Annotated in this window: 29 protein-coding genes; 22 read left to right on the forward strand and 7 right to left on the reverse strand. The window is 68.5% G+C overall.

Features of this window, described 5'->3' with window-relative positions; all coding sequences use genetic code 11:
- Positions 1 to 130: 130 nt before the first annotated feature.
- The 12 genes from ABIE04_RS09360 (at position 131) to glmU (ending at position 10,236) form a co-directional block, all read left to right on the forward strand.
- Positions 131 to 520 carry a phasin family protein gene (locus tag ABIE04_RS09360; RefSeq protein WP_056390767.1) on the forward strand — a complete coding sequence of 130 codons (390 nt, stop codon included), beginning with the start codon at positions 131 to 133 and terminating at the stop codon, positions 518 to 520.
- A gap of 264 nt (positions 521 to 784) precedes the next feature.
- Positions 785 to 1,150 carry a hypothetical protein gene (locus tag ABIE04_RS09365; RefSeq protein ID WP_214556393.1) on the forward strand — a complete coding sequence of 122 codons (366 nt, stop codon included), beginning with the start codon at positions 785 to 787 and terminating at the stop codon, positions 1,148 to 1,150.
- A gap of 3 nt (positions 1,151 to 1,153) precedes the next feature.
- A complete protein-coding gene (atpB, locus tag ABIE04_RS09370; RefSeq protein ID WP_354549093.1) occupies positions 1,154 to 1,972 on the forward strand; it encodes a F0F1 ATP synthase subunit A in 819 nt (272 codons plus the stop codon).
- A gap of 67 nt (positions 1,973 to 2,039) precedes the next feature.
- Positions 2,040 to 2,333 carry a F0F1 ATP synthase subunit C gene (gene atpE / locus ABIE04_RS09375; protein WP_007807016.1) on the forward strand — a complete coding sequence of 98 codons (294 nt, stop codon included), beginning with the start codon at positions 2,040 to 2,042 and terminating at the stop codon, positions 2,331 to 2,333.
- A 101-nt stretch (positions 2,334 to 2,434) separates the two neighbouring features.
- Positions 2,435 to 2,905, forward strand: coding sequence for a F0F1 ATP synthase subunit B (locus tag ABIE04_RS09380; protein ID WP_354549096.1), 471 nt, complete (start codon positions 2,435 to 2,437; stop codon positions 2,903 to 2,905).
- 3 nt (positions 2,906 to 2,908) lie between these two features.
- A complete protein-coding gene (locus ABIE04_RS09385) occupies positions 2,909 to 3,442 on the forward strand; it encodes a F0F1 ATP synthase subunit delta (protein WP_354549098.1) in 534 nt (177 codons plus the stop codon).
- A gap of 117 nt (positions 3,443 to 3,559) precedes the next feature.
- Positions 3,560 to 5,110: a F0F1 ATP synthase subunit alpha gene (gene atpA / locus ABIE04_RS09390; RefSeq protein WP_354549100.1), complete on the forward strand. Its 1,551-nt coding sequence runs from the start codon at positions 3,560 to 3,562 to the stop codon at positions 5,108 to 5,110.
- A gap of 83 nt (positions 5,111 to 5,193) precedes the next feature.
- Positions 5,194 to 6,111 (forward strand): F0F1 ATP synthase subunit gamma, encoded by a 918-nt coding sequence (gene atpG / locus ABIE04_RS09395; RefSeq protein ID WP_354549103.1) that lies wholly within the window; start codon positions 5,194 to 5,196, stop codon positions 6,109 to 6,111.
- Between the two features lie 81 nt (positions 6,112 to 6,192).
- The gene (gene atpD / locus ABIE04_RS09400; RefSeq protein WP_354549105.1) at positions 6,193 to 7,605 is read left to right on the forward strand and encodes a F0F1 ATP synthase subunit beta; all 1,413 of its coding nucleotides are present in this window, start codon (positions 6,193 to 6,195) and stop codon (positions 7,603 to 7,605) included.
- 55 nt (positions 7,606 to 7,660) lie between these two features.
- Complete coding sequence (locus ABIE04_RS09405; protein ID WP_354549108.1) at positions 7,661 to 8,086, forward strand: F0F1 ATP synthase subunit epsilon; 426 nt, start codon at positions 7,661 to 7,663, stop codon at positions 8,084 to 8,086.
- A 164-nt stretch (positions 8,087 to 8,250) separates the two neighbouring features.
- Positions 8,251 to 8,787, forward strand: coding sequence for a hypothetical protein (locus ABIE04_RS09410; RefSeq protein WP_354549110.1), 537 nt, complete (start codon positions 8,251 to 8,253; stop codon positions 8,785 to 8,787).
- 75 nt (positions 8,788 to 8,862) lie between these two features.
- Complete coding sequence (gene glmU, locus ABIE04_RS09415) at positions 8,863 to 10,236, forward strand: bifunctional UDP-N-acetylglucosamine diphosphorylase/glucosamine-1-phosphate N-acetyltransferase GlmU (protein WP_354549113.1); 1,374 nt, start codon at positions 8,863 to 8,865, stop codon at positions 10,234 to 10,236.
- Between the two features lie 90 nt (positions 10,237 to 10,326).
- Here glmU and ABIE04_RS09420 read toward each other — a convergent pair whose 3' ends face one another.
- Complete coding sequence (locus tag ABIE04_RS09420; protein ID WP_354549115.1) at positions 10,327 to 11,319, reverse strand: pteridine-dependent deoxygenase; 993 nt, start codon at positions 11,317 to 11,319, stop codon at positions 10,327 to 10,329.
- A 92-nt stretch (positions 11,320 to 11,411) separates the two neighbouring features.
- Between ABIE04_RS09420 and ABIE04_RS09425 the strand changes: the two genes are divergently transcribed.
- The 8 genes from ABIE04_RS09425 (at position 11,412) to fabG (ending at position 17,823) form a co-directional block, all read left to right on the forward strand.
- On the forward strand, positions 11,412 to 11,681 hold the full coding sequence (locus ABIE04_RS09425) for a phosphopantetheine-binding protein (protein ID WP_354549117.1): 270 nt from the start codon (positions 11,412 to 11,414) through the stop codon (positions 11,679 to 11,681).
- Positions 11,682 to 11,778: 97 nt separating this feature from the next.
- Positions 11,779 to 12,495, forward strand: a complete 717-nt coding sequence (locus ABIE04_RS09430) for a xanthomonadin biosynthesis protein (protein ID WP_354549119.1) — start codon at positions 11,779 to 11,781, stop codon at positions 12,493 to 12,495.
- The gene (locus ABIE04_RS09435; RefSeq protein WP_354549121.1) at positions 12,492 to 12,791 is read left to right on the forward strand and encodes a hydroxymyristoyl-ACP dehydratase; all 300 of its coding nucleotides are present in this window, start codon (positions 12,492 to 12,494) and stop codon (positions 12,789 to 12,791) included. The genes ABIE04_RS09430 and ABIE04_RS09435 overlap by 4 nt, the downstream gene beginning before the upstream one ends.
- Positions 12,788 to 13,744: an LpxL/LpxP family acyltransferase gene (locus ABIE04_RS09440; protein ID WP_354549124.1), complete on the forward strand. Its 957-nt coding sequence runs from the start codon at positions 12,788 to 12,790 to the stop codon at positions 13,742 to 13,744. The genes ABIE04_RS09435 and ABIE04_RS09440 overlap by 4 nt, the downstream gene beginning before the upstream one ends.
- The gene (locus ABIE04_RS09445) at positions 13,671 to 14,327 is read left to right on the forward strand and encodes a LolA-related protein (protein ID WP_354549126.1); all 657 of its coding nucleotides are present in this window, start codon (positions 13,671 to 13,673) and stop codon (positions 14,325 to 14,327) included. Before ABIE04_RS09440 ends, ABIE04_RS09445 begins: the two co-directional genes overlap by 74 nt.
- A 2-nt stretch (positions 14,328 to 14,329) precedes the next feature.
- Positions 14,330 to 16,648: an MMPL family transporter gene (locus tag ABIE04_RS09450; RefSeq protein WP_354549129.1), complete on the forward strand. Its 2,319-nt coding sequence runs from the start codon at positions 14,330 to 14,332 to the stop codon at positions 16,646 to 16,648.
- Positions 16,632 to 17,066 (forward strand): phosphotransferase, encoded by a 435-nt coding sequence (locus ABIE04_RS09455; RefSeq protein ID WP_354549131.1) that lies wholly within the window; start codon positions 16,632 to 16,634, stop codon positions 17,064 to 17,066. The genes ABIE04_RS09450 and ABIE04_RS09455 overlap by 17 nt, the downstream gene beginning before the upstream one ends.
- A gap of 19 nt (positions 17,067 to 17,085) precedes the next feature.
- Positions 17,086 to 17,823: a 3-oxoacyl-ACP reductase FabG gene (gene fabG / locus ABIE04_RS09460; RefSeq protein WP_354549134.1), complete on the forward strand. Its 738-nt coding sequence runs from the start codon at positions 17,086 to 17,088 to the stop codon at positions 17,821 to 17,823.
- Between the two features lie 9 nt (positions 17,824 to 17,832).
- Here the strand turns inward: fabG and ABIE04_RS09465 are convergent, their stop codons facing one another.
- The 5 genes from ABIE04_RS09465 to ABIE04_RS09485 are packed head-to-tail and all read right to left on the reverse strand — an operon-like array spanning position 17,833 to position 23,465.
- Positions 17,833 to 19,410, reverse strand: a complete 1,578-nt coding sequence (locus ABIE04_RS09465) for an NAD(P)/FAD-dependent oxidoreductase (protein ID WP_354549136.1) — start codon at positions 19,408 to 19,410, stop codon at positions 17,833 to 17,835.
- A gap of 54 nt (positions 19,411 to 19,464) precedes the next feature.
- Positions 19,465 to 20,724 (reverse strand): cation:proton antiporter, encoded by a 1,260-nt coding sequence (locus tag ABIE04_RS09470; protein WP_354549139.1) that lies wholly within the window; start codon positions 20,722 to 20,724, stop codon positions 19,465 to 19,467.
- Between the two features lie 4 nt (positions 20,725 to 20,728).
- Positions 20,729 to 21,487 (reverse strand): glycosyltransferase family 2 protein, encoded by a 759-nt coding sequence (locus ABIE04_RS09475; protein ID WP_354549141.1) that lies wholly within the window; start codon positions 21,485 to 21,487, stop codon positions 20,729 to 20,731.
- A complete protein-coding gene (locus ABIE04_RS09480; protein WP_354549143.1) occupies positions 21,484 to 22,275 on the reverse strand; it encodes a beta-ketoacyl synthase chain length factor in 792 nt (263 codons plus the stop codon). Before ABIE04_RS09480 ends, ABIE04_RS09475 begins: the two co-directional genes overlap by 4 nt.
- Positions 22,272 to 23,465, reverse strand: coding sequence for a beta-ketoacyl-[acyl-carrier-protein] synthase family protein (locus tag ABIE04_RS09485; protein WP_354549146.1), 1,194 nt, complete (start codon positions 23,463 to 23,465; stop codon positions 22,272 to 22,274). The genes ABIE04_RS09480 and ABIE04_RS09485 overlap by 4 nt, the downstream gene beginning before the upstream one ends.
- 150 nt (positions 23,466 to 23,615) lie before the next feature.
- Here ABIE04_RS09485 and ABIE04_RS09490 point away from each other — a divergent pair, with 150 nt between their 5' ends.
- Together ABIE04_RS09490 and hemF are read left to right on the forward strand one after the other, a co-directional pair.
- Positions 23,616 to 24,317, forward strand: a complete 702-nt coding sequence (locus tag ABIE04_RS09490) for a YdcF family protein (RefSeq protein ID WP_354549148.1) — start codon at positions 23,616 to 23,618, stop codon at positions 24,315 to 24,317.
- Between the two features lie 101 nt (positions 24,318 to 24,418).
- The gene (gene hemF / locus ABIE04_RS09495; RefSeq protein WP_354549151.1) at positions 24,419 to 25,321 is read left to right on the forward strand and encodes an oxygen-dependent coproporphyrinogen oxidase; all 903 of its coding nucleotides are present in this window, start codon (positions 24,419 to 24,421) and stop codon (positions 25,319 to 25,321) included.
- An 18-nt stretch (positions 25,322 to 25,339) separates the two neighbouring features.
- Here hemF and ABIE04_RS09500 read toward each other — a convergent pair whose 3' ends face one another.
- Entirely contained in the window at positions 25,340 to 25,558 is a 219-nt protein-coding gene (locus tag ABIE04_RS09500) for a hypothetical protein (protein ID WP_354549153.1), read from the reverse strand.
- Positions 25,559 to 25,562 lie beyond the last annotated feature (4 nt).

A 25,562-nucleotide genomic window follows, 5' to 3' on the forward strand; every position in this document is an offset into this window, starting at 1 on the left:
CGTCATAAGTTACAGTTTTTGATGAATGTTTCTTGGCGTGGCCGGTTGTTGATGAAAATATATGTTGCATTGCAACAGAAGTGTTGCTAGAGTGCATGCCACTACCCCCATCCTCAACGAGGACTACGTCATGACGCAGCAACTCAACAACCAGCTTTTCGCTTTCACCAAGCAGTTCACCGACAGCGCGTTCAAGGCGCAGTCGCTGGCTCTGAAGGGCCTCGAGACGGTCGCCGAGCTGCAGCTCAAGGCGCTCGAGGAGCAGGCCAAGGTCTCCGCCGAATTCGTCGCCGAAGCGCTGGAAACCCGCGACATCAACGGCCTGCGCAGCCTGTGGGAAAAGGGCACCAGCCTGAGCCGCGACAATGCCGAGCGTGCGGTGGCGGTTTCGCAGGAAGTGCTCGCAATTACCCAGAAGACTGCCGAGTCGCTGAATGCGCTCGTGCAGGAGCAGCGTCAGGCCGCCAACGACGCCGTCGTGGCGCCGGTCGCCGCTGCCAAGAAGGCTGCCGCCAAGTAATCCAGCCATACGTCGCAGTTCACGCGATGAAACAGGGCCGAACCTAGTGTTCGGCCCTGTTTGTATGTACGGTCGCAGGAAGATGCGAGCGGTGGCGGGCGGGGCAGGGTGCGATCCGTACAGGCAGTTTCCGGGCGGCCGGACACGATGTCGCAGGCCGCACGGCTTGTCCGCGCAATTGCCGCACTGATATACTTTTGCGGATTGGATCGTGGCCCTTAGCTGTATCGGTGCCGCCTGATGCAGGCCGCGCGGAGACGCTACGTGCTGAACAGTCTTGCCTCTGGTCGACGCCTCGCCTTGCGCATCATTTTGCTGCAGCTCGCTGTGGCGCTGCTGGCTGGCCTGGTTTTCCTGGCGCTGGGGCGCCGCGAAGCGGTGTCGGCGGCTGCAGGTGCGGCGTTGGTGGCGCTGGGTACCGCGTTGATGTCGGCGCGATTCTTCAGCGGCCTCGGCGGGGCGGGCCTGGCGTTGAGCCGCCTGCTGACGGGCATGTTCCTGAAATGGATCGTGATCGTCGGGGGGCTGGTCGTGATCCTGTTCCAATTCAAGTTGCCACCGCTGGCCGCCATCACGGGGTTGGCGGCGGCTTACGCGGTTTATCTGCTGGCGTTCAGATTCAAGGGTTGATCCATGGCAAGCGAGCCGCAGGGCGGTCTTACCGAATACATCCAGCACCATCTGCAGCATCTGACCCCGCATACGAGCGAGGGTGGTTTCTGGGCGGTGCACGTCGACTCGATCACCGTGTCGCTGGTGCTGGGCGCGATGTTCTGCCTGTGGTTCTGGCTGAAGGCGCGCAAGGCCACGGCCGGCGTGCCGGGCAAGGGCCAGGCGTTTGTCGAGATCGTGCTGGAGTTCGTCGACGGCCAGGTCAAGGACGTGTTCCATGGCGACCGCCGCGTGCTCGGGCCGCTGGCGCTGACCGTGTTCGTCTGGGTGTTCCTGATGAATGCGATGGATCTGCTGCCGGTCGACCTGCTGCCGTGGATCACCGAGAAGTTCGGCGTCGGCCATTTCCGCGCCGTGCCCACCGCCGACATCAACATGACGTTCGCGATGTCGCTGACGGTGTTCATCCTGATCATCTTCTACAGCTTCAAGGCCAAGGGCGCCAGCGGCTACATGCACGAGCTGTTCACCGCGCCGTTCGGCAAGCATCCGCTGCTGTGGATCCCGAATTTTCTGCTCAACCTGGTCGAGCTGGCCTCCAAGCCGGTGAGCCTGGCGATGCGACTGTTCGGCAACATGTACGCCGGCGAGCTGGTGTTCATGCTGATCGCCGGCCTGTTCAGCGCCGGCGCGGGTCTCGCTGGCTGGGCGTTGTATGGCGCGGGCATCATCGGCTACACGGTGTGGGGCATCTTCCACATCCTGATCATTTCGATCCAGGCGTTCATCTTCATGGTGCTGACGATCGTGTACATCTCGATGGCGCATGACCATCACTGAGTGAAGTTTTCGCGACATCCGTTTTGTAAATCAACTTTTCAGCTTCAATTTTTTTCAGGAGATCACCGTGGAACATCTCGTTCAGTTTGCACAAATCCAGGGCTTCACCGCCATCGCGCTCGGCCTGATCATCGGTTTCGGCGCACTCGGTGCCTGTATCGGTATCGGCATCATGGGCTCGAAGTTCCTTGAAGCCGCTGCCCGTCAGCCGGAGCTGGTGCCGCTGCTGCAGGGCCGCATGTTCCTGCTGGCTGGCCTGATCGACGCGGCGTTCCTGATCGGCGTGGCGCTGGCGATGTACTTCGCGGTAGCCAACCCGTTGCTCGGCAAGGTCCTGTCCGCTGCCGGCGCAGGCCAGTAAGCAGCATCCTCCGGTGGCGCCGTTGCGGCGCCACCGCGTATCCGGCTCGGGTGTTGTGATACCCGGGTCTGTTCCATTCCGTATTTACAGGTAACGCAGCGATGAATTTCAACGCGACCTTGATTGGCGAAATGATTTCGTTCGCCATCCTGATCTGGTTCAGCGTCCACTTCATCTGGCCGCACATCAACAAGGCCATTGAAGAGCGGCAGATCAAGATCGCCGAAGGCCTGAACGCCGCCGAGCGCGCCCACGCCGAGCTGAAGAGCGCGGACGTGAAGGTGGCGGGCGAGATCAAGCAGGCCCGCCTGCAGGCTTCCGAGATCATCGACAAGGCCCAGCAGCAGGCCAATCAGATCATCGAGAAGGCCCGCGGCGAAGCCGTCAGCGAGATCAACCGGCTGAAGGCGGCGGCGCAGGACGACATCGCCTCGATGGCGCAGCGTGCCCGTGACCAGTTGCGCGAGCAGGTTGGCGCATTGGCCGTACAGGGCGCCAGCAAGATCGTGCAGCGCGAGGTCGATGCGTCGACGCACAAGGCGTTGCTCGACCAACTCGCGGCCGAGATCTGATCCATGGCCCAGGCAATCACCCTCGCCCGTCCGTACGCTCGCGCCGCTTTCGAAGTGGCGCACGAGGCCGGTACGCTGGACGCATGGTCGCAGGCGCTGGCGTTCGCCGCCGCGGTGGCGAACGATCCGCGCGTGGCCGGTCTCGGCAACGATCCGCGGGTGCTGCCGGCGCAGCTGGTGGCCCTGCACCTGCCGGCCGGCATCGCTGCCGATGCGCCGTTCGGGCAGTTCCTCGCCGAGATGGCCGAGCAGCGGCGCCTGGCGTTGCTGCCGGAAGTGGCCGAGTTGTATGAGGCCTTCAAGCGCGAATCCGAGTCGCAGCTGCTGGTCAAGGTGACCAGCGCGATGGCGCTGGACGCGGCCCAGGCCGAGCAGCTCAAGGCGTCGCTGAAGCGCCGCTTCAAGCGCGAGATCGAACTGGAAACCCGGGTCGATGCTGCGTTGCTGGCCGGCGTGGTGATCGATACCGGCAGCGAAGTGATTGATGGTTCCGCCCGTGGACGCCTGGCGAAGCTGGCCGGCGCGCTGGCGCACTGAAAGCAGATAAAAGTGTGGAGAGAAGTGAGAGACGAGTGGAACGCCAATGACCACACCGCCGCTCTCGCTCACTACTCACTCCTCTCAACTCGTTTCTAGATCTTTGGGATAACGACCATGTCCAGTACCACCCTGAATCCGTCCGAGATCAGCGAACTGATCAAGAGCCGCATCGAGCAGTTCAAGCTCGGCGCGGAAGCGCGCAACGAGGGCACGATCATCAGCGTGTCCGACGGCATCGTGCGCATCCACGGCCTGGCCGATGTGATGCAGGGCGAAATGATCGAGCTGCCGGGCAACGCGTTTGCGCTGGCGCTGAACCTCGAGCGCGACTCGGTCGGCGCGGTGGTGCTGGGCGAATACCAGCACCTGCGCGAAGGCGACACCGCCAAGACCACCGGCCGCATCCTCGAAGTGCCGATCGGCCCCGAGCTGCTCGGCCGCGTCGTCGACGCGCTGGGCAACCCGATCGACGGCAAGGGCCCGCTGAACGCCAAGCTCAACGCGCCGATCGAGAAGGTTGCGCCGGGCGTGATCTGGCGCAAGTCGGTCGACCAGCCGCTGCAGACCGGCTACAAGTCGGTCGACGCGATGATCCCGGTCGGCCGCGGCCAGCGCGAGCTGATCATCGGCGACCGCCAGACCGGCAAGACCGCGCTGGCGATCGACGCGATCATCGCGCAGAAGGATTCCGGCATTAAGTGCATCTACGTCGCGATCGGCCAGAAGCGTTCGTCGATCGCCAACGTGGTGCGCAAGCTCGACGAGAACGGCGCGCTGGCCAACACCATCATCGTGGTCGCCTCGGCGTCCGAGTCGGCCGCGCTGCAGTACGTCGCGCCGTACTCCGGTTGCGCGATGGGCGAATACTTCCGCGACCGCGGCCAGGACGCGCTGATCGTCTATGACGATCTGTCCAAGCAGGCCGTGGCCTACCGCCAGATCTCGCTGCTGCTGAAGCGCCCGCCGGGCCGCGAGGCGTATCCGGGCGACGTGTTCTATCTCCACTCGCGCCTGCTCGAGCGCGCCTCGCGCGTGTCCGAGGAGTACGTCGAGAAGTTCACCAACGGCGAAGTGAAGGGCAAGACCGGTTCGCTGACCGCGCTGCCGATCATCGAGACCCAGGGCGGCGACGTTTCGGCGTTCGTGCCGACCAACGTGATCTCGATCACCGACGGCCAGATCTTCCTGGAAACCGACCTGTTCAACGCCGGCATCCGTCCGGCCGTGAACGCCGGCATTTCGGTGTCCCGCGTCGGCGGCGCCGCGCAGACCAAGATCGTCAAGAAGCTGTCCGGCGGCGTGAAGCTGGCGTTGGCGCAGTACCGTGAGCTGGCTGCGTTCGCGCAGTTCGCCTCGGACCTGGACCCGGCCACCCGCGCCCAGCTGGACCGCGGCCAGCGCGTCACCGAGTTGATGAAGCAGAAGCAGTACGCGCCGCTGTCGATCGCCGAACTGGCGCTGTCGGTGTACGCCGCCGAGCAGGGCTACCTCGATGATCTGCCGGTGAATCAGGTGCTGCCGTTCGAGAAGGGCCTGCACGCGTTCATGCACCAGAACCATGCCGACCTGATGAAGACCATCGTCGCCACCGGCAACTGGGACAAGGACATCGAGGCCACCTTCAAGGCTTCGCTGGACGAGTACAAGAAGACCGGTAGCTGGTAAGGCCCGGCAAGAAGAGCGAATCGGAAGAGTGCGACGGTAACGGGGCCTCTTCCCACCAGCGAGCACAACGAGCGGAATAGAGCATGGCCAGCGGACGCGAAATCAAAACCAAGATCAAGAGCACGCAGAACATGCGCAAGGTGACGCGTGCGCTCGAGATGGTCTCGGCCTCGAAGATCCGCAAGGCGCAGGATCTGATGAAGGCCTCGCGCCCGTATGCGCGCTCGATGCGCAAGGTGATCGCGCACGTGGCGCAGGCCAGCACCGACTTCAGCCATCCGTTCATGGTCCAGCGCGACAACGTGGCGCGGGTCGGCTACATCGTGGTGTCGACCGATCGCGGCTTGTGCGGCGGCCTCAACTCCAACCTGTTCCGCCGCCTGCTGCCGGCGATCGCCGAATGGCACAAGCAGGGCGTGCAGGTGGACGTGGTGGCGATCGGCCAGAAGGCCGTGGCGTTCTTCCGCCGCCTCAAGGGCGTCAACCTGGTCGGCAGCGTCAGCCACCTCGGCGAGAAGCCCAAGCTCGAACAGCTGGTCGGCGTGATCAAGGTGATGATGGATGCCTACCAGGCGAATGGCCTGGACCGCGTGTTCCTCGCCTACAACGACTTCGTCAACACCATGACGCAGAAGCCGACCATCGACGCGCTGCTGCCGCTGCCGCTGGTGGCCGCGGAGATGGAAGCGCACCAGGAAGCGGGCGAGTCGGCCTACGCCGGCGTGAAGCTGGAAGCGAGCCACGACTGGGATTACATCTACGAGCCCGATGCGCAGACCGTGCTGGAGCACGTGCTGACCCGCTACATCGAATCGGTGGTGTACCAGGCGGCGCTGGAGAACCTGGCCAGCGAGCACGCCGCGCGCATGGTGGCGATGAAGAGCGCGTCGGACAACGCGAACAAGGTGATCGACGAGCTGACGCTGATCTACAACAAGGCGCGCCAGGCGGCGATCACCCAGGAAATCTCGGAAATCGTGGGAGGAGCAGCAGCGGTGTAACCGCTGCTGCTCCTCCAAAATTCATGGCGACGCGAAGCGGCGCCGCAACAAACCTCAAAAGTTACATCCGGAGCTATCAGCATGAGCCAGGGCAAAGTTGTTCAGATCATCGGCGCGGTCGTCGACGTGGAGTTTCCGCGCGACCAGGTGCCGCAGGTGTATGACGCACTGAAAATCGACGGCACCGCGATCACGCTGGAAGTCCAGCAGCAGCTCGGCGACGGCATTGTGCGCACGATCGCGCTCGGTTCCACCGAGGGCCTGAAGCGCGGCCTCGAGGCACGCAACACCGGCGAAGGCATCAAGGTGCCGGTCGGCAAGGCCACCCTCGGCCGCATCATGGACGTGCTCGGCAACGCGATCGACGAGGCCGGCCCGATCGGTGAGCAGGACCAATGGGTGATCCATCGGGAGGCGCCGAGCTACGCCGACCAGGCGGCCGCGACCGACCTGCTGGAAACCGGCATCAAGGTGATCGACCTGATCTGCCCGTTCGCCAAGGGCGGCAAGGTCGGCCTGTTCGGCGGCGCCGGCGTGGGCAAGACCGTCAACATGATGGAACTGATCAACAACATCGCCAAGGCGCACGAAGGCCTGTCCGTGTTCGCCGGCGTGGGCGAGCGTACCCGCGAGGGCAACGACTTCTACCACGAGATGAAAGACTCCAACGTGCTCGACAAGGTCGCGATGGTCTACGGCCAGATGAACGAGCCGCCGGGCAACCGCCTGCGCGTCGCGCTGACCGGCCTGACCATGGCCGAGTACTTCCGCGACGAGAAGGACGAGCACGGCAAGGGCCGCGACGTGCTGTTCTTCGTCGACAACATCTACCGCTACACGCTGGCCGGTACCGAAGTGTCCGCGCTGCTCGGCCGCATGCCGTCGGCGGTGGGTTACCAGCCGACGCTGGCCGAGGAAATGGGCGTGCTGCAGGAGCGCATCACCTCGACCAAGACCGGCTCGATCACCTCGATCCAGGCCGTCTACGTGCCCGCGGACGACCTGACCGACCCGTCGCCGGCCACCACCTTCGCCCATCTGGACGCGACCGTGGTGCTGAGCCGCAACATCGCGAGCCTGGGCATCTACCCGGCGGTGGATCCGCTCGATTCGACCAGCCGCCAGCTCGATCCGAACGTGATTGGGCAGGAGCACTACGACGTCGCCCGCAAGGTGCAGGGCACGCTGCAGCGCTACAAGGAGCTGAAGGACATCATCGCGATCCTGGGCATGGACGAGCTTAGCGAAGAGGACAAGCAGGCCGTGGCGCGTGCGCGCAAGTGCGAGCGCTTCTTCTCGCAGCCGTTCCACGTGGCCGAGGTGTTCACCGGCTCGCCGGGCAAGTACGTGTCGCTGAAGGAAACCATTCGCGGTTTCAAGATGATCGTCGACGGCGACGTCGACCATCTGCCGGAGCAGGCGTTCTACATGGTCGGCGGCATCGACGAGGCGATCAAGAAAGCGGAAGAGATGGGCGCCAAGAAGGCCGCCTGATCCTGCGGGCGGACCGCGCGTCCGCCCGTCGCCTTAAGCATTTGGAACCTGAGTCATGACCCAAACCATTCGCGTCGACATCGTCAGTGCCGAAGCCGAGATCTTCTCCGGCGACGCGACGATGGTCGTTGCCACCGGCGAAATCGGCGAGCTCGGCATCACGCCGCGCCACGCGCCGCTGATCACCCGTCTCAAGCCGGGCCACGTCGACGTGCTGCTGGCCAGTGGCGAGCGCCAGCAGTTCTGGGTTTCCGGCGGCATGCTGGAGGTGCAGCCGCAGGTGGTAACCGTGCTGGCCGACACCGCCGCCCGCGCCGCCGACCTGGACGAGGCTTCCGCGCAGCGCGCCAAGAAAGAGGCTGAAGACGCGCTGGCGAACCGCACCGACGCGATGGAGATCGCCGAAGCCCAGGCCAAGCTGGCCGAGGCGATCACCCAGCTGCAGGCGCTGGAGCGGCTGCGCAAGAACCTCAAGCACTGAGTTTGTGCGCTCGTCCGTGAGCGCAGAGCCAGGATCAAGAGGCGGCCGTCCGTGGCCGCACTCATGGATGAAGCGGTCGCTTCGATGGACACTTCAGAAAAGGACGCCGGCCTTGTGCCGGCGTTTTTGCGTCGGCACGATGCAGCTTTGGGCAGATGGCGACGATGGCGATGACGCGGCTGAAGTGCGCATGGGGCGGGCTGTTGCTGACTCTCGTCGGCTGCGCCACCACGCCGCCCTTGCCGCCGCCATCGCCATCCGCCACGGGCGAGGCATCGTGGCGGGCCGTGGCACCGCCCGGCACGGCACGCTATCAACTGGCATTGGGCGAAGTGTCCAGTGGCGGTACGCCGTTCCAGCGCGTGACGCCGGTGTATCCGCCGAACCTGCTCGCCAGCTGCCCGCCGCCGCAGGAGGTGCCGGCGCTGCTGGTCGTCGACGGGAAAGGCATGGTCAGCGAAGTGCGCGTGGCGGGCGAGGGGCAGGCCGATGGCAGCCGGCGCGCCTTCATCGCCGCGGTGCGCACCGCCGCGGCGCAGTGGCAGTTCAATCCGCTGCAGATCAACCGCTGGGCCGCTGACGCCGACGGCAACAGCCATGTGGTGGACAGCGAGACGAAGCCGTTCAGCCTGGCCTATGTGTTCCGCTTCGCGTGCCATGCGGGCCAGTCGACGGTATCGGCCGCGGCGGCAACGCCCTGAGCCCATTTCCGCCATCGTCCGGCCAGGACGGACTGGTATGCTTTTTTGATCGACGCGCGACAAGGTCCTGCAGCCATGAATCAAACGCCTCTCCATGTCGTCATCCTCGCCGCCGGCGCCGGCACGCGGATGAAATCGAACCGGCCGAAGGTATTGATGCCGCTGGCCGGCCGACCCTTGCTGGCGCACGTGATCGCTGCGGCGCGTGCGCTGCAGCCGGCGGCGATCCACGTCGTCTATGGCCATGGCGGCGAACAGGTGCCAGCCGCGTTTGCCGACCAGCCCGACCTGCACTGGGCGCTGCAGGCAGAGCGGCTGGGCACCGGTCATGCGGTGGAGCAGGCGCTGTCCGGCGTGCCCGCCGGCAAGGTGCGTGTCCTGGTGCTGTACGGCGACGTGCCGCTGACCCGGGTCGAGACACTGCAGCAGCTGGTGGCGGCTGAAGGCGGCTTCAGCCTGCTCACCACCCGCTTCGCCGACCCGCACGGCTACGGCCGCGTGTTGTGCGACGGCAACGGCCGCGTGCGCGCGGTGGTCGAAGAGAAGGATGCCGATGCCGACCAGCGCGCGGTGAACCTGGTCAACACCGGCATCCTGGTCGCCGAGGCGCAGGCTCTGCGCGGCTGGATCGGCCGGCTCGACCGCAACAACGCGCAGGGCGAGTACTACCTCACCGACATCTTCCACATGGCCGCCGCGGAAAACCGGGCGGCGCTCAGCGTCGAATGCATCGACCCGATCGAGGCCGCCGGCGCCAACAATCCGCAGCAGCTGGCCGAGCTGGAAGCGGCGTATCGCCAGCGCGCCGCGCGCGCGCTGATGTCCGACGGCGTGCGTCTGGCCGACCCCTTGCGCATCGACGTGCGCGGCGCGGTCGAGGCCGGTCACGATGTCGAGCTGGACATCGACGTGATCCTGGAAGGCCGTGTGGTGCTCGGCGACGACGTGCGCATCGGCGCGTTCACCCGGCTGAAGGACGTGCAGCTGGCCGCCGGGACGGTAGTGCAGTCGCACTGCGACCTGGACGGCGTGGTGACCCACGGTCCCTGCACGATCGGGCCGTTCGCGCGGCTGCGCCCCGGCACCGAACTCGACACCGGCGTGCACGTGGGCAACTTCGTCGAGACCAAGAAGACACGCCTCGGCGAAGGCAGCAAGGCGAACCACCTCACTTATCTCGGCGACACCGTGGTGGGCCGCGGCGTCAACATCGGCGCCGGCACGATCACCTGCAACTACGATGGCGTGAACAAGTTCGTCACGCGCATCGACGACGGCGCCTTCATCGGCTCCAACAGCGCGCTGGTCGCCCCGGTGACCATCGGTGCCCAGGCCACCATCGGCGCCGGCTCGGTGATCACACGTGACGCCCCGGCCGGCGAACTCACCGTGGCGCGCGGCCGGCAGCAGACGTTCGAGGGATGGAAGCGACCCTTGAAGCAGAAGTGAGTGGTGAGAAGTGAGGAGTGAGAGAAGGCAACGGCGGGGTGCGCTTCGGCTTTTCTCTCACTCCTCACTCCTCTTCACTCACTCCTCGTCCTACGCGTAGCGCCAGCCGTCGATCTCCACCAGCAGCTCGCTGCGGCAGATGTCGCCGTGCAACAGCAGCACCGGCACGCCGGGCAGGCGGCTGTGCAGGAACGCGCGCACGCGCGGGGCATCGGCGACGTGGCGCACATAGGCTTTCAGCGGCGAGCGGGTGTCGAAGCCGGCGGCCATGCCGGCGCTGGCCAGCAGCGCCTCGAGGTTGGTCAGGGTTTCTTCCAGCTGGGCGTCGAGGTCGTCCTGGTGCGCCGAGGCGTGGCCGACCACGGCGGCGGTGCCGGAGATCGCCAGCACGTCCTGCGCCGGCAGCGCCATCGCGCGGGCGAAGCTGGGCGGGGTGCGGCCGTACTGGCGCGGGTAGCGCCAGGCGCTGACCTGGCGCGGATTCTCCACCCGCGTGCCGGGCTGGTCGCAGGCCAGCAGGTAGACCTGCAGCCGATGCGGGTCGCCGTGATGGCCGATCGCGGTGGCGGCGGGGAAGCCCTCGGCGAAGAAGTCGCCCATGCCGGTGGCGCGGCCGTCGCAGAAATGCTTGTAGCGCTCGGCATCGCCGTCGCCGTGGTTGATCGCGCCGAGATAATTCCAGACCCGCAGTACATGTCGCGCCTCACGCGTCGCGACGAAGCGATGCAACCGTTCGTAGGCCAGCCGGGCGGTGGCGACGGGACCGCCGTGTTCGCGCTCGTCCAGTTCGATCGAGGCGAACAGCCAGCCGCCGCCGGCCGACCAGCGCAGCGCACCGTCGCTGCCGCAGCCGACCGGCGCGTCGACCTGCCACAGTTCCATGGGCGCCGGGGCGTCGAAGGCCTGCAGCGCCACCTGCAGGTAGCGCGGGTCGGTGCTGGCCGGGGCGTCGTCGCCGAAGCCGAACAGCGCCAGCGTGCCGGGTTCGGCCAGGGTCGCCGCGACCTCGGCCATGCGGTAGGACACCCGCGGCGCGCGGCGCGACTGCGGGTCGATCTGGGGGTTTTCACAGCCCTGCATCATTGCGTACAACCGGGAACGACAAGGGCGCTATGTTACACTCCGCGCCCACTGCCACCGGGGGGAGGCAATGCATCCAGCGTACGGAATCGAGCATGGCGGAACAGACAGCGGCACAGCACGAATTGGCCACCTTGGTCGTGGCATGCCTGAATCTCGAGACCGTGACCCCGGAACAGATCGACCCGGAGGCGCCGTTGTTCGGCGGCGAGCTGGGGCTGGATTCCATCGACGCGCTGGAGATCGCCCTGGCCGTATCCAAGCGCTACGGCTTCCAGCTGCGCTCGGACAATCCGGACAACCGGCAGATCTTCACCAACCTGCGCACGCTGTCCGCGCATGTCGAGAAGAACCGCGTCGGTTGAAGCGGGCGCATCGACGCATCGACGTCGCTTCTGTCACGCCACGTTCCGGCGCCGGTGGCAGGCTGGCGGCTTCGATGGAGCCAACGCGGAACCCGGCATGACGTCCTCTTCACCCTCTGACGGCACGACGCGGCGCTACGGCCTGCTGTTGCTGCCGGCCTATCCGCTGCTGGCGATCGCCGGCGCGGTGACGCATCGGCAGGTGTTCGCACTGTTGGCGCTGGCCCTGCTGCTGAGCGTGCTGATGCTGCCGCAGCTGCTGACGCGCCGCGCCGCGCCGTGGCTGTGGTGGTCGGGCGTGCTGGCCGGCTTGCTGTGGACGTGGCGGTACGGCTTTGCCGACTTGCTGCTGGAGGCGGTGCCGGTGCTGATCAATGCGCTGCTGGCGGGCTGGTTCGGCCGCACGCTGGGCACGTCCGAGCCGCTGGTGGCGCGCTTCATCGTCGCCATCGAGGGCGACGAACGACTGCTGCAGCCGGGCGTGGCTGCCTACGCGCGCCAGATCACCTGGTTCTGGACGCTGCTGCTGGGCGCCCAGGCGCTGCTGTTGACCGTGCTGTTGCTGTGCGCCGACCACAGCGGCCTGCTGGCGCGCGCCGGCATCGCCTCGCCGCTGCCGGTGCCCGAGCGCTGGGCCGCGACATGGCTGCACCTGGGCTGCTATGTCCTGCTGGGCGCGGCGTTCCTGCTGGAGTACGTCTATCGCCGCTGGCGGCTGCGCCATCTGCATCACCCCGGCCTGCACGACATGCTGCTGCAGCTGGCGTTGCACTGGCCGCAGTTGCTGCGCGGCAAGCGCCCGGTGGCGCCATGAACGCCGGCTTCGAACAGGCGCTGCGCATCGGCGCGGGGCATCCGGCGTTGCCCGGCCACTTTCCCGCTGCGCCGCTGGTGCCGGGGGTGATCTTGCTGGAGCAGGTGGCGCTGGCCCTGCGCGCCTGGCGCGGCCAGCGGCTGGGCCGCGTGCTGGAAGCGAAGTTCGCGGCGCCGCTGCTGCCGGAAGAAACCGCCACGTTGCGCCTGACCGCCGCGGACGGCGCGCGGGCGCGTTTCGAGATCCGGCGTGACGGCATCCTGCTGGCACGCGGCCTGGTCGAGGGAACGACATGAGCACGCACACACACTGGCAGAGCCGACCGGAAGGCGGCGGACGTTTCGCGATCTGGCTGATCCGCGCGATCGCGCTGCATGGCGGACGCCGGATGGGCCGGCTGTGCCTGTACCCGATCACGCTGTACTTCTTCCTGCGTCGCGGGCCGGAACGGCAGGCCTCGCGGCAATACCTGCAGCGGGCGTTCGGCCGGCCGGCCACGGCGTGGCAGGTGCTGAAGCACATCCACTGCTTTGCCGCGACGATCCTGGACCGGATCTTCCTGCTCGCGCATGGCGAAAAGCCGTTCCAGATCGAGACCGAGGGCCTGGACCTGCTCGACCAGCGTGTCGCGCAGGGCCGCGGCGTGCTGCTGTTCGGCTCGCACCAGGGCAGCTTCGAGGCGCTGCGGGCGATCGGCGCGCGGCGGCCGGAGATGCCGCTGCGCGTGGTGCTGGACAAGCAGAAGACCCCGGCGATGACCGAACTGCTCGAAGCGCTGGCGCCGGACGTCGGTGCCTGCGTGATCGACGCGGCGCAGGACGGCACCACGATCGCGCTGGCGATGGCCGAGGCCTGCCACGACGGTGCACTGGTGGCGATGCTGGCCGATCGCGGCCGCGGCCACGAGGTATTGCGGCGCACCGGCTTCCTCGGTTCCTCCGCGCCGTTCCCGATCAGCCCGTGGCTGCTGGCGCATACGTTGCAGGTGCCGGTGGTACTGTGCTTTGGGCTGTACCTGGGCGGCAACCGCTACAAGCTGATCTTCGAGCCGTTCAGCGACCAGGTGCACATCCCGCGGCAGGATCGCGGCCCGGCGCTGGATGCGTTGATTGCCCGCTACGCGCAACGGCTGGAACACTACATCCATGTCGCTCCCTACAACTGGTTCAACTTCTATGATTTCTGGCAAGACGCGCCTGTGGCTGATGGGCCTGCTGCTGCCGCTGTGGGCGAGCGCGTCGGCGTCTGAGCCGGCGCCGGCAGCGTCGTCTGCGCCGGCGCTGATCGCGGCCCTGGGCCAGCCCGCGCCCGCGCATACCGCCTTCGCCGAGGCGCGTTTCCTGCAGGTGCTCGATCGGCCGCTGGTGGTCTCCGGCGAATTGTCGTGGCTCGGCGGCGACCGCCTGCAGCGGCGCGTCGATCACCCGCAACAGGAAACGTCCATCATCGCCGACGGCGAGGTGACCCAGCAGCGTGCCGGCAAGAGTCCGCGGCACTTCTCGCTGAAGCGTGCACCGCAGTTGCAGGTGTTGCTGGACAGCTTCGTGGCGTTGCTCAGCGGCGACGCCGCGCGCCTGCAGCAGGCATTCGAGATCCGCCAGGGCGGCGACGCCGGCGGTGCGTGGACGCTGACCCTGGTGCCGCGCGACGCCCGCGTGGCGAAGACCGTCGCCAGCATCCGCATCGACGGCTACGCGAAGGCCTCGCGCTGCATGCACATGCAGGAAGCCGACGGCGACCTCGCGGTCGACCTGCTCGGCCCGCTGGCCGCGCAGATGCCGGCCGCGCCCACCCGTGAGGCGCTGCAGGCGCTGTGCCAGGGCGCACCCTGAGCATGCGCCGGGGTGCACGCGCGGCATTGCTGATCGGATGGTTGCTGGCGCTGGCCGGACTCGGCTGGATGGTCAGCCAGCGCCTGCACGTCAGCACCGACCTGCGCAGCTTCATGCCCGCGCCGACCACGCCGGACCAGCGCCTGTTGATGGAGCAGGTCGGCGAAGGGCCGGGTTCGCGCCTGCTGCTGCTGTCGATCAATGGCCAGCCCGATGCGCAGCTGGCGAACCTGAGCCAGGGCCTCGCCGCGGCGCTGAAAAACGACCGGCGCTACAGCCAGGTGCTCAACGGCAGCTTCGACCTCGGCGCGCTGGACGCCAAGCTATTGCCGTATCGCTACCTGCTGTCGCCCACGCTGGACACGCAGCCGCTGGACGAGGCGTACCTGGCCGACCAGCTGCAGCAGCGGCTGGACGATCTTTCCTCGCCGGCGGCCAGCCTGCTGAAAGGCCTGTTGCCGCGCGACCCCACGCTGGAGGTGCTGAAGCTGGCCGAGCGGTGGGCGCCGGCGAAATCGCCGGAACTGCGCGAGGGCGTGTGGTTCTCGCCGCAGGACGAAGCCTTGCTGCTGGTGCAGACGGTCGCCGCCGGGTTCGATCCGGGCGCGCAGCAGAAGGCGATCGACGGCATCCGGCAGGCCTTCCATGCGCTGCCTGGCAGCAGCGGCGCGACCCTGCAATTGAGCGGGCCGGGCTATTTCAGCGTGGTGGTCGGTGCGCAGACACGGCATCAGGCCGACTGGATCGGGCGCATCTCCACCGTGGGCTTCATCGCGCTGCTGCTGCTGGCGTATCGCAGTTTCAGCTCGCTGCTGCTGTCGGCGTTGCCGATCGCCAGCGCCGCGCTGGCCGGCATCGCCGCGTTGACGCTCGCCTTCCCTGAAGTGCACGGGATCACCCTGGCGTTCGGTTTCACCCTGCTCGGCGTGGCGCAGGAGTACCCGATCCGTGTGCTCAGCCACCGCCGCGCCGGCGAGGACGCGGTGCACAGCGTGCGTACGTTGTGGCCGCTGCTGCTGACCGCGATCGCCTCGGCCTGCATCGCCTACCTGGCGTTCTACGCCTCCGGCGTGAACGGGCTGAAGCAGCTGGCCGTGTTCACCATCGTCGGCCTGCTGGTGGCCGGCTTCAGCACGCGCTACCTGCTGCCGTACCTGTTGCCGCGGCGCGTGCGCGACGTCGCCGACATGCGCTGGCTGGCGCGCGCGCGCGCGTTCGTGGATCGCCTGCCGCGACCGCGCTGGATTCCCGTCGCGGTCGCCGTGGCGATCGTGCTGATGCTGGCGCTCGCACCCGCGCCGTTCTGGCAAAACAACCTCGCCGCGCTGACCCCGCTGCCGCAGGACCTGCTGCAGCACGACGCGCGCCTGCGCGAGGCGCTCGGTGCGCCCGACGTGCGCTACCTGCTGGTGCTGCAGGCGCCGACCGAGCAGGGCGTGCTGGCGCTGTCGGAGCAACTGCAGCCGCGCGTCGATGCGCTGCTGGCGCAACACGCGGCCGATGCGCTGGAACTGCCGTCGCGCTATCTGCCGACGACAGCGTTGCAGCGCGAACGACAGCAGAAGCTGCCCGACCGCGCCACGCTGCAGCTCGCGCTGGGCGAAGCGTTGCAGGGCCTACCGTTCCGCGCCGACCTGTTCCAGCCATTCGTCGACGATGTGGAAGCTGCGCGCCAGCTGCCGCCGCTGACACCAGAGCGTTACGCGCAGACGCCGCTGGGCCAGCGCCTCGCCGCGATGCTGGTGGAGCGCGACGGCCACTGGCTGGGCCTGGGCACGGTCAGCGGCGTGCATGACGCGGCCGCGCTGCAGGCGTTGGGCGAAAACACGAACGGCGCGGTGCGCCTGCTCGACCTGAAGGCCGCTTCGGAGTCGCTGGTGGTCGACTACCGCACGCGCATCCTGCAGGCCCTGCTGGTCGCGGCGATCTTGCTGGTGCTGACCATCACGTTCGCCCTGCGCAGCCTGCGCCGCGCCTGGCACGTGCTGGCACCGATGACCCTGGCCACCTTCCTGGTGCTGGCGGTGGAGCGCGTGGCCGGCATCGAGATCTCGCTGTTCCACCTGGTCGCGCTGATCCTCGCCGGCGGCCTCGGTCTGCACTACGCGCTGTTCTTCGAACGCGATACCGGCGACCCCGCCGAGCAGCGGCGTACGCTGCACGCCACCCTCGTCTGCGTGCTGTCCGCACTGCTGGTGTTCGGCATGCTGGCATGGGCCACGATCCCGGTGCTGCGCGCGATCGGGCTCACCGTGAGCCTCGGCGTGGCGTTCCACTTCTGCCTGTCTATCCTGATGGCGCCGCATGCTCGACAAGACTGACTGGGCGCACCTGATCCCGCACGCGGGCACGATGTGCCTGCTCGATGCGGTACTGGCGTGGGACGAGCGCAGCATCCACGCGATCAGCGAAGGCCACGCGCGCGCCGACAACCCGCTGCGCGGCGAGCACGGCCTGCACGCGGTGCACCTGGCCGAATATGGCGCGCAGGCGATGGCGGTGCACGGCGCGCTGCTGGCGCGTGCGCGCGGCAGCGAGACGGTGCGCCCCGGCATGCTGGTCAGCCTGCGCGACGTGCAATTGTTCGACGAATACGTCGACCGGCTCGACGGCCATCTGGACGTCCGTGCCGAGTGTCTTTACGCCGACGACGGCGGCGCGCAGTATGCGTTCCGCGTCGAGCATCGCGGCCGGCTGCTCGCCAGCGGGCGTGCCGCGGTGATCCATCCTTCCCGCTGATCCGCCTATGAGGCCTGCCATGTCCGAAGCCCATCCCGCACGCCGCGCCCTGGTCACCGGCGGCAGCGGCGAGCTCGGCGGCGCGATCTGCCACGCGCTTGCCGCGGCCGGCTGGCACGTCATCGTGCACGGCCACCACAGCCTGACCCGGGCCGAGGAAACCACCGCGGCGATCGTCGCCGGCGGCGGCAGCGCGCAGGCGCTGGCGTTCGACGTCACGGATGCGGAAGTGACCCGCGCGGCGCTGGACGTGCTGCTGTCCGAGGGGCCGATCCAGGCGCTGGTCAACAACGCCGGCATCCACGACGACGCGCCGATGGCGGGCATGAGCGACGAGCAGTGGCACCGGGTGATCGACGTCTCGCTGCACGGCTTCTTCCACGTCACCCGGCCGCTGCTGCTGCCGATGGCGCGCGCGCGCTTCGGCCGCATCGTTTCGATCGGCTCGGCGGCGGCGCAGTTGGGCAATCGCGGCCAGACCAACTACGCCGCGGCGAAGGCCGCGCTGGTGGGCGCCAGCAAGTCGCTGGCGCGCGAAATGGCTTCGCGCGGGATCACCGTCAACGTGGTCGCGCCCGGCGTGATCGAGGGGCGCATGGCCGATGCCGCCTTTCCGCCCGAACGCATCCGCGAACTGGTCCCCGCGCAGCGCGCCGGCAAGCCGGAGGAAGTCGCCGCGCTGGTTGCCTTCCTGTGCTCGGACGCGGCCGGCTACATCAACGGCCAGTCGATCGGCGTCAACGGCGCGATGGGCTGAGTCGAACCGTCACGCCGCGTTGAACAGCGCCGGCCGCGGCTGGCCGGACAACGGCGCGTGCAGGCGCGCGTCGACGGCGGCCGCCTGCAGGGTGAGCGCATCGGCCAGGCCGTCGAGCACGCGCACGTGCCCGCGCAGCCGCGCACGGATGCCGGCGTCGTCCAGCGTGTCGTGCAGGCCGCGGTTGAGTGCGGCGAACCAGACCAGGCTGCACTGGTCCAGCATCTCGCGCCGGCTGTGGCCGGCGCTGGCCGCATGCCAGTGGCGGAACAACTGCTGCATGCGCGCATTGAGCGCCTGCGCGTGGTCCAGTTCGGGGCGCAGCTCGCCGAGCAGGTCGAGGTCGGTCAGCCGGCGCTGGAACATCAGCTGGCACAACACGCCCCAGTAGTATGCATAGTCCCAGGTCACCTTGGCTGGCAGCACCTGGGCGTTGCCGAACATCGGGTACTGCCCGCGGAACAGGCTCAGCGTGTTCGCGTAGAACGAGCGGAACAGCTGCTCGTAGATGCGCGCGTACGGCGCCAGCTTGCGGCCGGCGCGGTCGTGACCGAGCAGCGCCACGATGTAGGTGTTGGCGATCGCGATGAAGTCGCTGCCGGGCGAGTAGAACGGATCGAGGAAGCTGCCGGCCTCGCCGGTCAGCGCCCAGCGGTCGGCGGAAAACAGCTGGCGGCTGTCGTGCGAGTAATTGCGCAGAAAGCGGAAGTCGAGCAGGCTGTCGCGCTCGGCGGCGATCGCGCGGGCCATGGCCGGCTGGCGGGTATGCAGCCATTTGAGCGCGAGCTCGAAATTGCGCATGCCGTCGAGCGGATGCATCGCCGCGTCGGTGACGATGCCGACCGAGTGCGCGCCCGAACCCAGCGGAATCAGCCACGCCCAGTAGCCCGGCCCCGTCAGGTGGTTGGTCGAGCGCCAGCGTTCCGGCGGCGAAACGCGTCCGTGCCAGTCGGCGTCGTCGCTCCAGCGGTCGATGTCGAGCTTCGCATCCATGCGGAACCACACCGCGTTGGCGTGATGGCCGTTGTCCACGGTCAGCTCGAAGCGCCGGCGCAGCAGCGCGGCGCGGCCCGACGCATCCAGCAGCCAGCGCGCCGTGACATGGTGCTCGCCATCGGCATCGACGTAATGCACCTCGTGCGCGGCGCCATGCTCGCCCACGTTGAAGCGCTTGACCGTGGCACCGTCGCGGAACGCGATGCCGCGTCGCCGCGCTTCCTCGCCGAGAAAGGTCTCGAAGATGCCACGGTCGATCTGGTAGCTCGGTGCCGGCAGGATCCGGCTCACGCCCAGTTCGGTGGTGTTCTCGACGTCGTCGCGCCCGTCGGAGAAGAAGTAGCGCAGGCCGAACTTGCGGATGTGCGCCGAATCCATGTGTTCGCGCAGGCCCAGCGTGTGGTCGAAATAATCCGCGCCGATCTCCACCGTCGACTCGCCGACCTTGTGCGCCGCATCCGGCAGCGGATGCCGGTTGCGCTCCAGCACCAGGATGTCCATCTCCGGAAACTCGCCGCGCAGCTGCAACGCCAGGCACAGGCCGGCCAGGCCGCCGCCGAGGATCACCGCTTCGTGCATCGCATCGCTCATGCTGGTCCAGGACTCCGCAGTGCACGACGGCTGCCGTGCACGACCGATGCTGGCTCAACCCTGGTCTGGGTGGCGTGAGCATTCCACGGCGGCAAGCCGACGGTGGCGGCTGAAGTACAGCAGCATCGGCGTGCTCATCATGGTGGTGACGATCGCCATCAGCAGCAGCAGGGTGAACATCTCGCGGCCGATCACGCCGGCATCGAGGCCGATCTTCAGCACGATCAGCTCGACCATGCCACGCGCGTTCATCAGCGAGCCGACCGCGAAGCTGTCGCGCCAGCCATGGCCACCAAGACGCGCACCCAGTGCGCCGCCGAACACCTTGCCGACCACCGCCACTGCGAAGATCAGCGCGAAGGCGCCCAGCGCATCGCGCTGGAACGCATCGGCACTGGTGCTCAGTCCGGTCAGCGCGAAGAACACCGGCATCAGCGCGATCACCGTGACGTGTTCCAGCCGTTCGATCAACCCGGCCAGCAGCGCATCGTCGCGCGGCAGGCACAGGCCGAACAGGAAGGCGCCGAACACCGCGTGGAGGTGCAGCCATTCAGTGAGCGCGGCGCAACCGAACGCGCCGATCAGCAGTGCGGCAAGCACGCCGCCGTCCGGACGGCCCTTCGACGCATGCCGCGCCAGCCAGCGTCGCAGCAGCGGGCGCAGCAGCGCGAAGCACAGCACCAGCATCGCGCCGACGCCGCCCATGCTGCGCCAGAACGGCGTCCAGTCGCCGTGGGCGGAGATCAAGGCCACGGTGAGCGCGAGCAGGATCCACGCCAGCACGTCGGCCATCGCCGCCGCCGTCAGCGCAAGCTGGCCGACCGGCGTGTGCGTGACGTGGCGGTCCTTGAGGATGCGCGCCAGCACCGGCATCGCGGTGATCGCCAGCGACGCGGCCAGAAACAGCGCGAACGGCCAGTACGCGATGCCGGCCGGCGCGTAGCGCGCATACAGCAGCGGCGTGATCAGCAGGGCGAGGCCGATCGGCAGCAGCACGGCGAGTCCGCCCACCGCCCCGGCCGCGCGCAGCGCCTGCCGCACGCCACCGGACAGGCGCAGCTCGGCACCCACGATGAACATGAAAAGCACCAGGCCGATCTGGCTCAACCCGTCCAGCGCCGGCAGGCTGGCCGGTGCGAACAGCCAGCCCTGCCAGGCCGGCGCCAGCGCGCCGAACAGCAGCGGGCCCAGCGCCAGGCCGGCGATCATCTCGCCGATCACCGGCGGCTGGCCGATCCAGCGCAGCAGCCAGGCGAGTGCGCGTGCGGTAACCAGGATCGCCACCAACTGCACCAGCAGCAGCGCGTGGCCCATGGCGTCAGCCCGTCGTGCCGTCGTCGACGATGAGCGGCGCTGCGCGCGAGCGGCGATGGCTGGCGATGATGTGGCCGTAGTAGAGGACCTGGCCGATCGTGTAGATGGTGATGCGGGTGACGTCGCGCACCGGCTTGAGGTGGCTGGGGCGAAACGCGCCGTGGTAGCGCGAGGCGATCGGCACCGAGACCACGCCGAGCTTCTTCTCGCGCGAGGCAGCGATCAGGATCGCCGCCTCGAACACGAAGTTCTCCGCCGGCAGGTCGACCAGGTCCAGCGCCGCGCGCGGGTACCAGCGCTGCCCGCTCTGGGTGTCGGCGATCGGCTGCCCGCAGGCCCACGAGATGCCCCAGTCGGCGACCGCGTTGGCACGCCGGCGTCCCTTCGGCTGCTGTTCGCGGTCGAGCAGGCGCGCGCCGATCACGATGTGCCCGGGATACCGCGCGGCGGCGGCCACGATGCGCGGGATGTCGCTGGCCAGGTGCTGGCCGTCGCCGTCCATCGTCAGCACCGCGTCGTAGCCCTGGCGCAGCGCTTCGCGGAAGCCGCGGCGCAGCGCCTCGCCCTTGCCGCAGCGCTCCTCGTGGCGCAGCAGGGTCACAGGCAGCGCGCCGACGATCTCCGGCGTGCGGTCGTCCGAGCCGTCGTCGATCACGATCACCGGCGCGCCGAGCGCCAGCACGGATTCGACCACCGACTGGATGGCGGCCTCCTCGTTGAGGCAGGGAATCAGCACGCACCAGCGCGCCACGGCAGTGTTCAAGCGACGTTCTCCATGTCGATCCGCAATCCGAGTGTAGCCGCGACGGGCAGTTCGCAGTGCCCGCCCGCACCGGCCAGCAGGGCCAGCAGCGGGAGGCTGGCGGCCGACGGGTTGCCGGCGCGCCAGCCCTGCAGCGGTTCCGGCAAGGGCGCGTCGGCGGGCGCGGTGCCCAGCTGCAGGTCGAGCCGGGCCAGCGTCGCCGGGCCGGCTTGCGGCGCCAGCACCAGTGCACAGCCGAATGCCTGCGCGCAGCCGGTGACTTCGGCCAGCGGGCCGCTGCCGGTGGTGTCACTGCATACCAGCAGCACCGCACGCTGCTCGGCCAGCGCCTGGCTGGCCGCTTCCAGCAGCGCGGCGCCGAAGCTGGCGCGTTGGGCGCAGATCGCGGTGGACGGTGCGTGGCAACCGGTGGCGATGGTCCAGTAGCCGACCGCGGCGTTGTGCACAGAATTGTGGAAGCGAGTGGGCGACAGCTCCGCCGGCGAGCGCGCCAGGGTGGCGCACATGTAGTCGGTGATCGCCTGGTCGCCGTGCGCGGAAGCGAACACGCAGGCCAGCGCGGCGGCATCGCGGCCGCTCATTGCCACCGCCTGGCCGGCCGCCTCGATCGCCAGCAGCACGCTTTCCGGCGCGCGCCGGCGTTCGTTCGGCGGCAGGGTGGCGGCGGCCGGCCGCGGTGACGGCGCCGGCGCGGTAGCGCCGGCCAGCAGCGCGCGCAGCGCGGCGAAGTCGGCCAGTTGCGGCGACCACAGGCCGACGCCTTCGACGTGGACGCGCAGCATGCTCATGCGGCGAATCCCGCGCGGGCGAACGCCAGGCAGGCGTTGTTGCCGCCGAAGCCGAACGAGTTGCTGAGCGCCACGTCGACGCGCTGGCGTTCGTTGCACCAGGCGAAGTGCGCGCCGCAGATCGGGTCGGGCGTGTCGCCGCCGAGGTTGCCGGGAACCAGGCCATGCTCGATCGCCTGCAGCGCGATCGTCGCCTCGACGATGCCGGCCGCGCCCAGCGTGTGGCCGGTGAAGCCCTTGGTCGAGCTGGCCCGCGTGCGGGCCGGAAAAACGCGGCCGACCAGCGCCGCCTCGACCTCGTCGTTCTTCTGGCTGGCGGTGCCGTGCAGGTTGATGTAGTCGACCCGGGCCGCGTCGAGGCCGCCGCGCGCCAGCGCGTCGTTCAACGCCAGCTCGGCGCCGAGGCCGTCCGGATGCGGCGTGGACATGTGGTGTGCGTCGCTGGCTTCGCCGTAACCGAGCAGTCGCGGCGCATCCGCCGCCGCCTCGATGCGTTCCAGCAGGGCGAAGCCGGCGGCCTCGCCGATCGAGATGCCGTTGCGCGCGGCGTCGAACGGGCGGCACGGTTCGGGCGACACCAGCTCCAGTGCGTTGAAGCCGAACAGCACGCTGTCGCACAAGGTATCCACGCCGCCGACCACCGCCGCGTCGACCAGGCCGAGGCGGATCATCCGTTCGGCGCTGGCGAACACCTTGGCGCTGGACGAGCAGGCGGTGGAAACCGTCAGGCACGGGCCCTCGAGCTCCAGCGCGGCGGCGACGAAGGCGGCCAGCGAGTGCGGCGCGTGGATCGCCGGGCGCAGCATGTCGTCGGCGAAGCCGCCGTCGGCATCGAGGCGGCGATAGGCCTCCTCGGTGGCGCCGATGCTGGCGGTGGACGTGCCCAGCAGCAGCGCCACGCGGTCGGCGCCGTAACGCGTGCGCGCGGCGTGCACGCGTTCGAGGAAGCCGTCCTGGTTCAGGCCCAGCCAGGCCAGCCGGTTGTTGCGGCAGTCCCACGCGCCGAATGCCGCGGGCAGGGCGATACCCTCCACGCCGTCGACGCGGCCGACCCAGCAGGCCAGCGGCGCACTGCTGATGTCGTTCGGGCGCAACCCGCTGCGGGCGTGTTCGAGCGCGTCGAGCTGTGCTGCGAGGCCGCTGCCCATGGCGGAAGTGGCGGTATACGCGGTGACCGCGAGGGGTGTCATGAGAATGGGCATCAGGAAAGCCTAACGGGCACCCTGCAGCTTGCCTAGCCTGTGACCGGGTGGGCATTCAGGGTGGTTGCCGCGGCATGAAGGTGCCGCGAACAGGGCACGCCAGCTAAACTGGAGCACCCCGGTTCTCCGCGAAACCCCGTGTCGTCGACCCCGTCCCCATCACGAAGCTGGCGCTATCTGCGCGACCGCGACGTGCAGCATGCCGCGCTGGTGACCGTGCTGGCGCTGGTGCTGAGCGCGGGCCTGGTCTGGCTGGGTTACCTGATCCACGTCTGCCACGTTGCCATGCGCAGCCCGCTGGCGCCGCCGCGGCGGATGGTGACGCTGGTGTTCGGCCGCCGGCTCGAGCGCGATGCGCCCGAGCATGACTACCAGCAGCGCCTGCGCCGTGCGCTGAGCCTGGCCGAGCAGCGGCAGACCGACCACCTGCTGCTGCTCGGCGGCTGCAGCGGCGGCCAGTGCAGCGAGGCGGCCGCCGGTCAGGCCTGGCTGCAGCGGCACGGTTTGGCCGGCGGGGTGCGGGTGGAACTGGAGCAGGATTCGGTCGACTCGCTGGAGAACCTGCGCCACGCGCGCCGCCTGCTGCTGGCCGAGGCCGGCGACGCCGGCCTGCCACCGGTGGCGCTGGTGACCAGCCGTTATCACCTGGCGCGCTGCCTGCTGCTGGCGCGCCGGCTCGGCTTCGATGGTTTGCCGGTTGCCGCCGAACCGGCGCTGCCGCGGCAGCGCCGCTACCTCGGCCTGTTGCTGCTCGAAGCCAGCTACCTGATGTGGATCGACCTGGGCCTGCGCTGGGCGCAGCTGATCGGGCACCGCCGGATGGCGGCGCGGATCAGCTGAGCTGGGTGGCTGATCTGGCTCAGGCCGACGCGACGCCGTGCCACGGCGGTCGACGTCGGTGCGCTTGCTAGACTGGCCGGGTTGAATCGACGAGCCGGACGATGAGCGAGCAAGCCAACCAGGCCGAAACCTTCCTGCGCGAACTGCAGGATCGCATCTGCGCCGCGATCGAACAGGCCGACGGCGCGGCGCGCTTCGAGGAAGACGCGTGGCAACGCGCGGCCGGCGGTGGCGGGCGCACCCGCGTGCTGCGCGACGGTGCAGTGTTCGAGCAGGCCGGGGTGAATTTCTCGCGCGTGCACGGCCACCAGCTGCCGCCCAGCGCCACCGCACACCGGCCGGAGCTGGCTGGCGGCAGCTTCATCGCCACCGGCGTGTCGCTGGTACTGCACCCGAAGAATCCGCACGTGCCGACCACCCACGCCAACGTGCGCTACTTCGAGGCCAGCAAGGAAGGCGTGGAACCGGTGTGGTGGTTCGGCGGCGGTTTCGACCTCACCCCGTTCTATCCGGTGGACGAGGACGTGCGGCACTGGCACACGGTGGCGCGCGACCTGTGCGAGCCGTACGGTGCGGACGTCTATCCGCGCTACAAGCAGTGGTGCGACGAGTACTTCTACCTGAAGCATCGCGACGAGACCCGCGGCATCGGCGGGCTGTTCTACGACGACTTCAACGAGGGCGGCTTCGAGCGCTGCTTCGCGTTCACACGCGACGTGGGCCAGGGTTTCCTGGATGCCTACCTGCCGATCGTGGCGCGCCGCAAGGACACGCCGTACGGCGAGCGCGAGCGCGAATTCCAGCTGTACCGGCGCGGCCGCTACGTGGAGTTCAACCTGGTCTACGACCGCGGCACCCTGTTCGGCCTGCAGTCCGGCGGGCGCACCGAATCGATCCTGATGAGCCTGCCGCCGCGTGTGCGTTTCGAATACGCCTACCAGCCCGAGCCGGGCTCGCCCGAGGCGCGGCTGATGGAATATCTGAAGCCGCGGGATTGGGTGTAGCGCCCACCCCCACTCCTCTCAGATTTCAGTCTTGAAACCGGTGGCGCGCAGGCAACGGACATAGGCGACGCTGTGCATGCTTGCGCCAGTACTGTCAATCGCATAGGCCCTCGACACAGCGGACTGGACGCGGCAGTTGCGCTCGGCGTGCTGGCGAAGTGCGTCGCGATTCATGGGTGCGCTGGCGCAGCCCACCAGCGCCGCGGCGACGACCGCGACGGCGATTGAGGTGTTCATGGCA

The organism is Rhodanobacter soli (assembly GCF_040548735.1).
In the GTDB taxonomy this organism is placed as follows: domain Bacteria; phylum Pseudomonadota; class Gammaproteobacteria; order Xanthomonadales; family Rhodanobacteraceae; genus Rhodanobacter; species Rhodanobacter soli_A.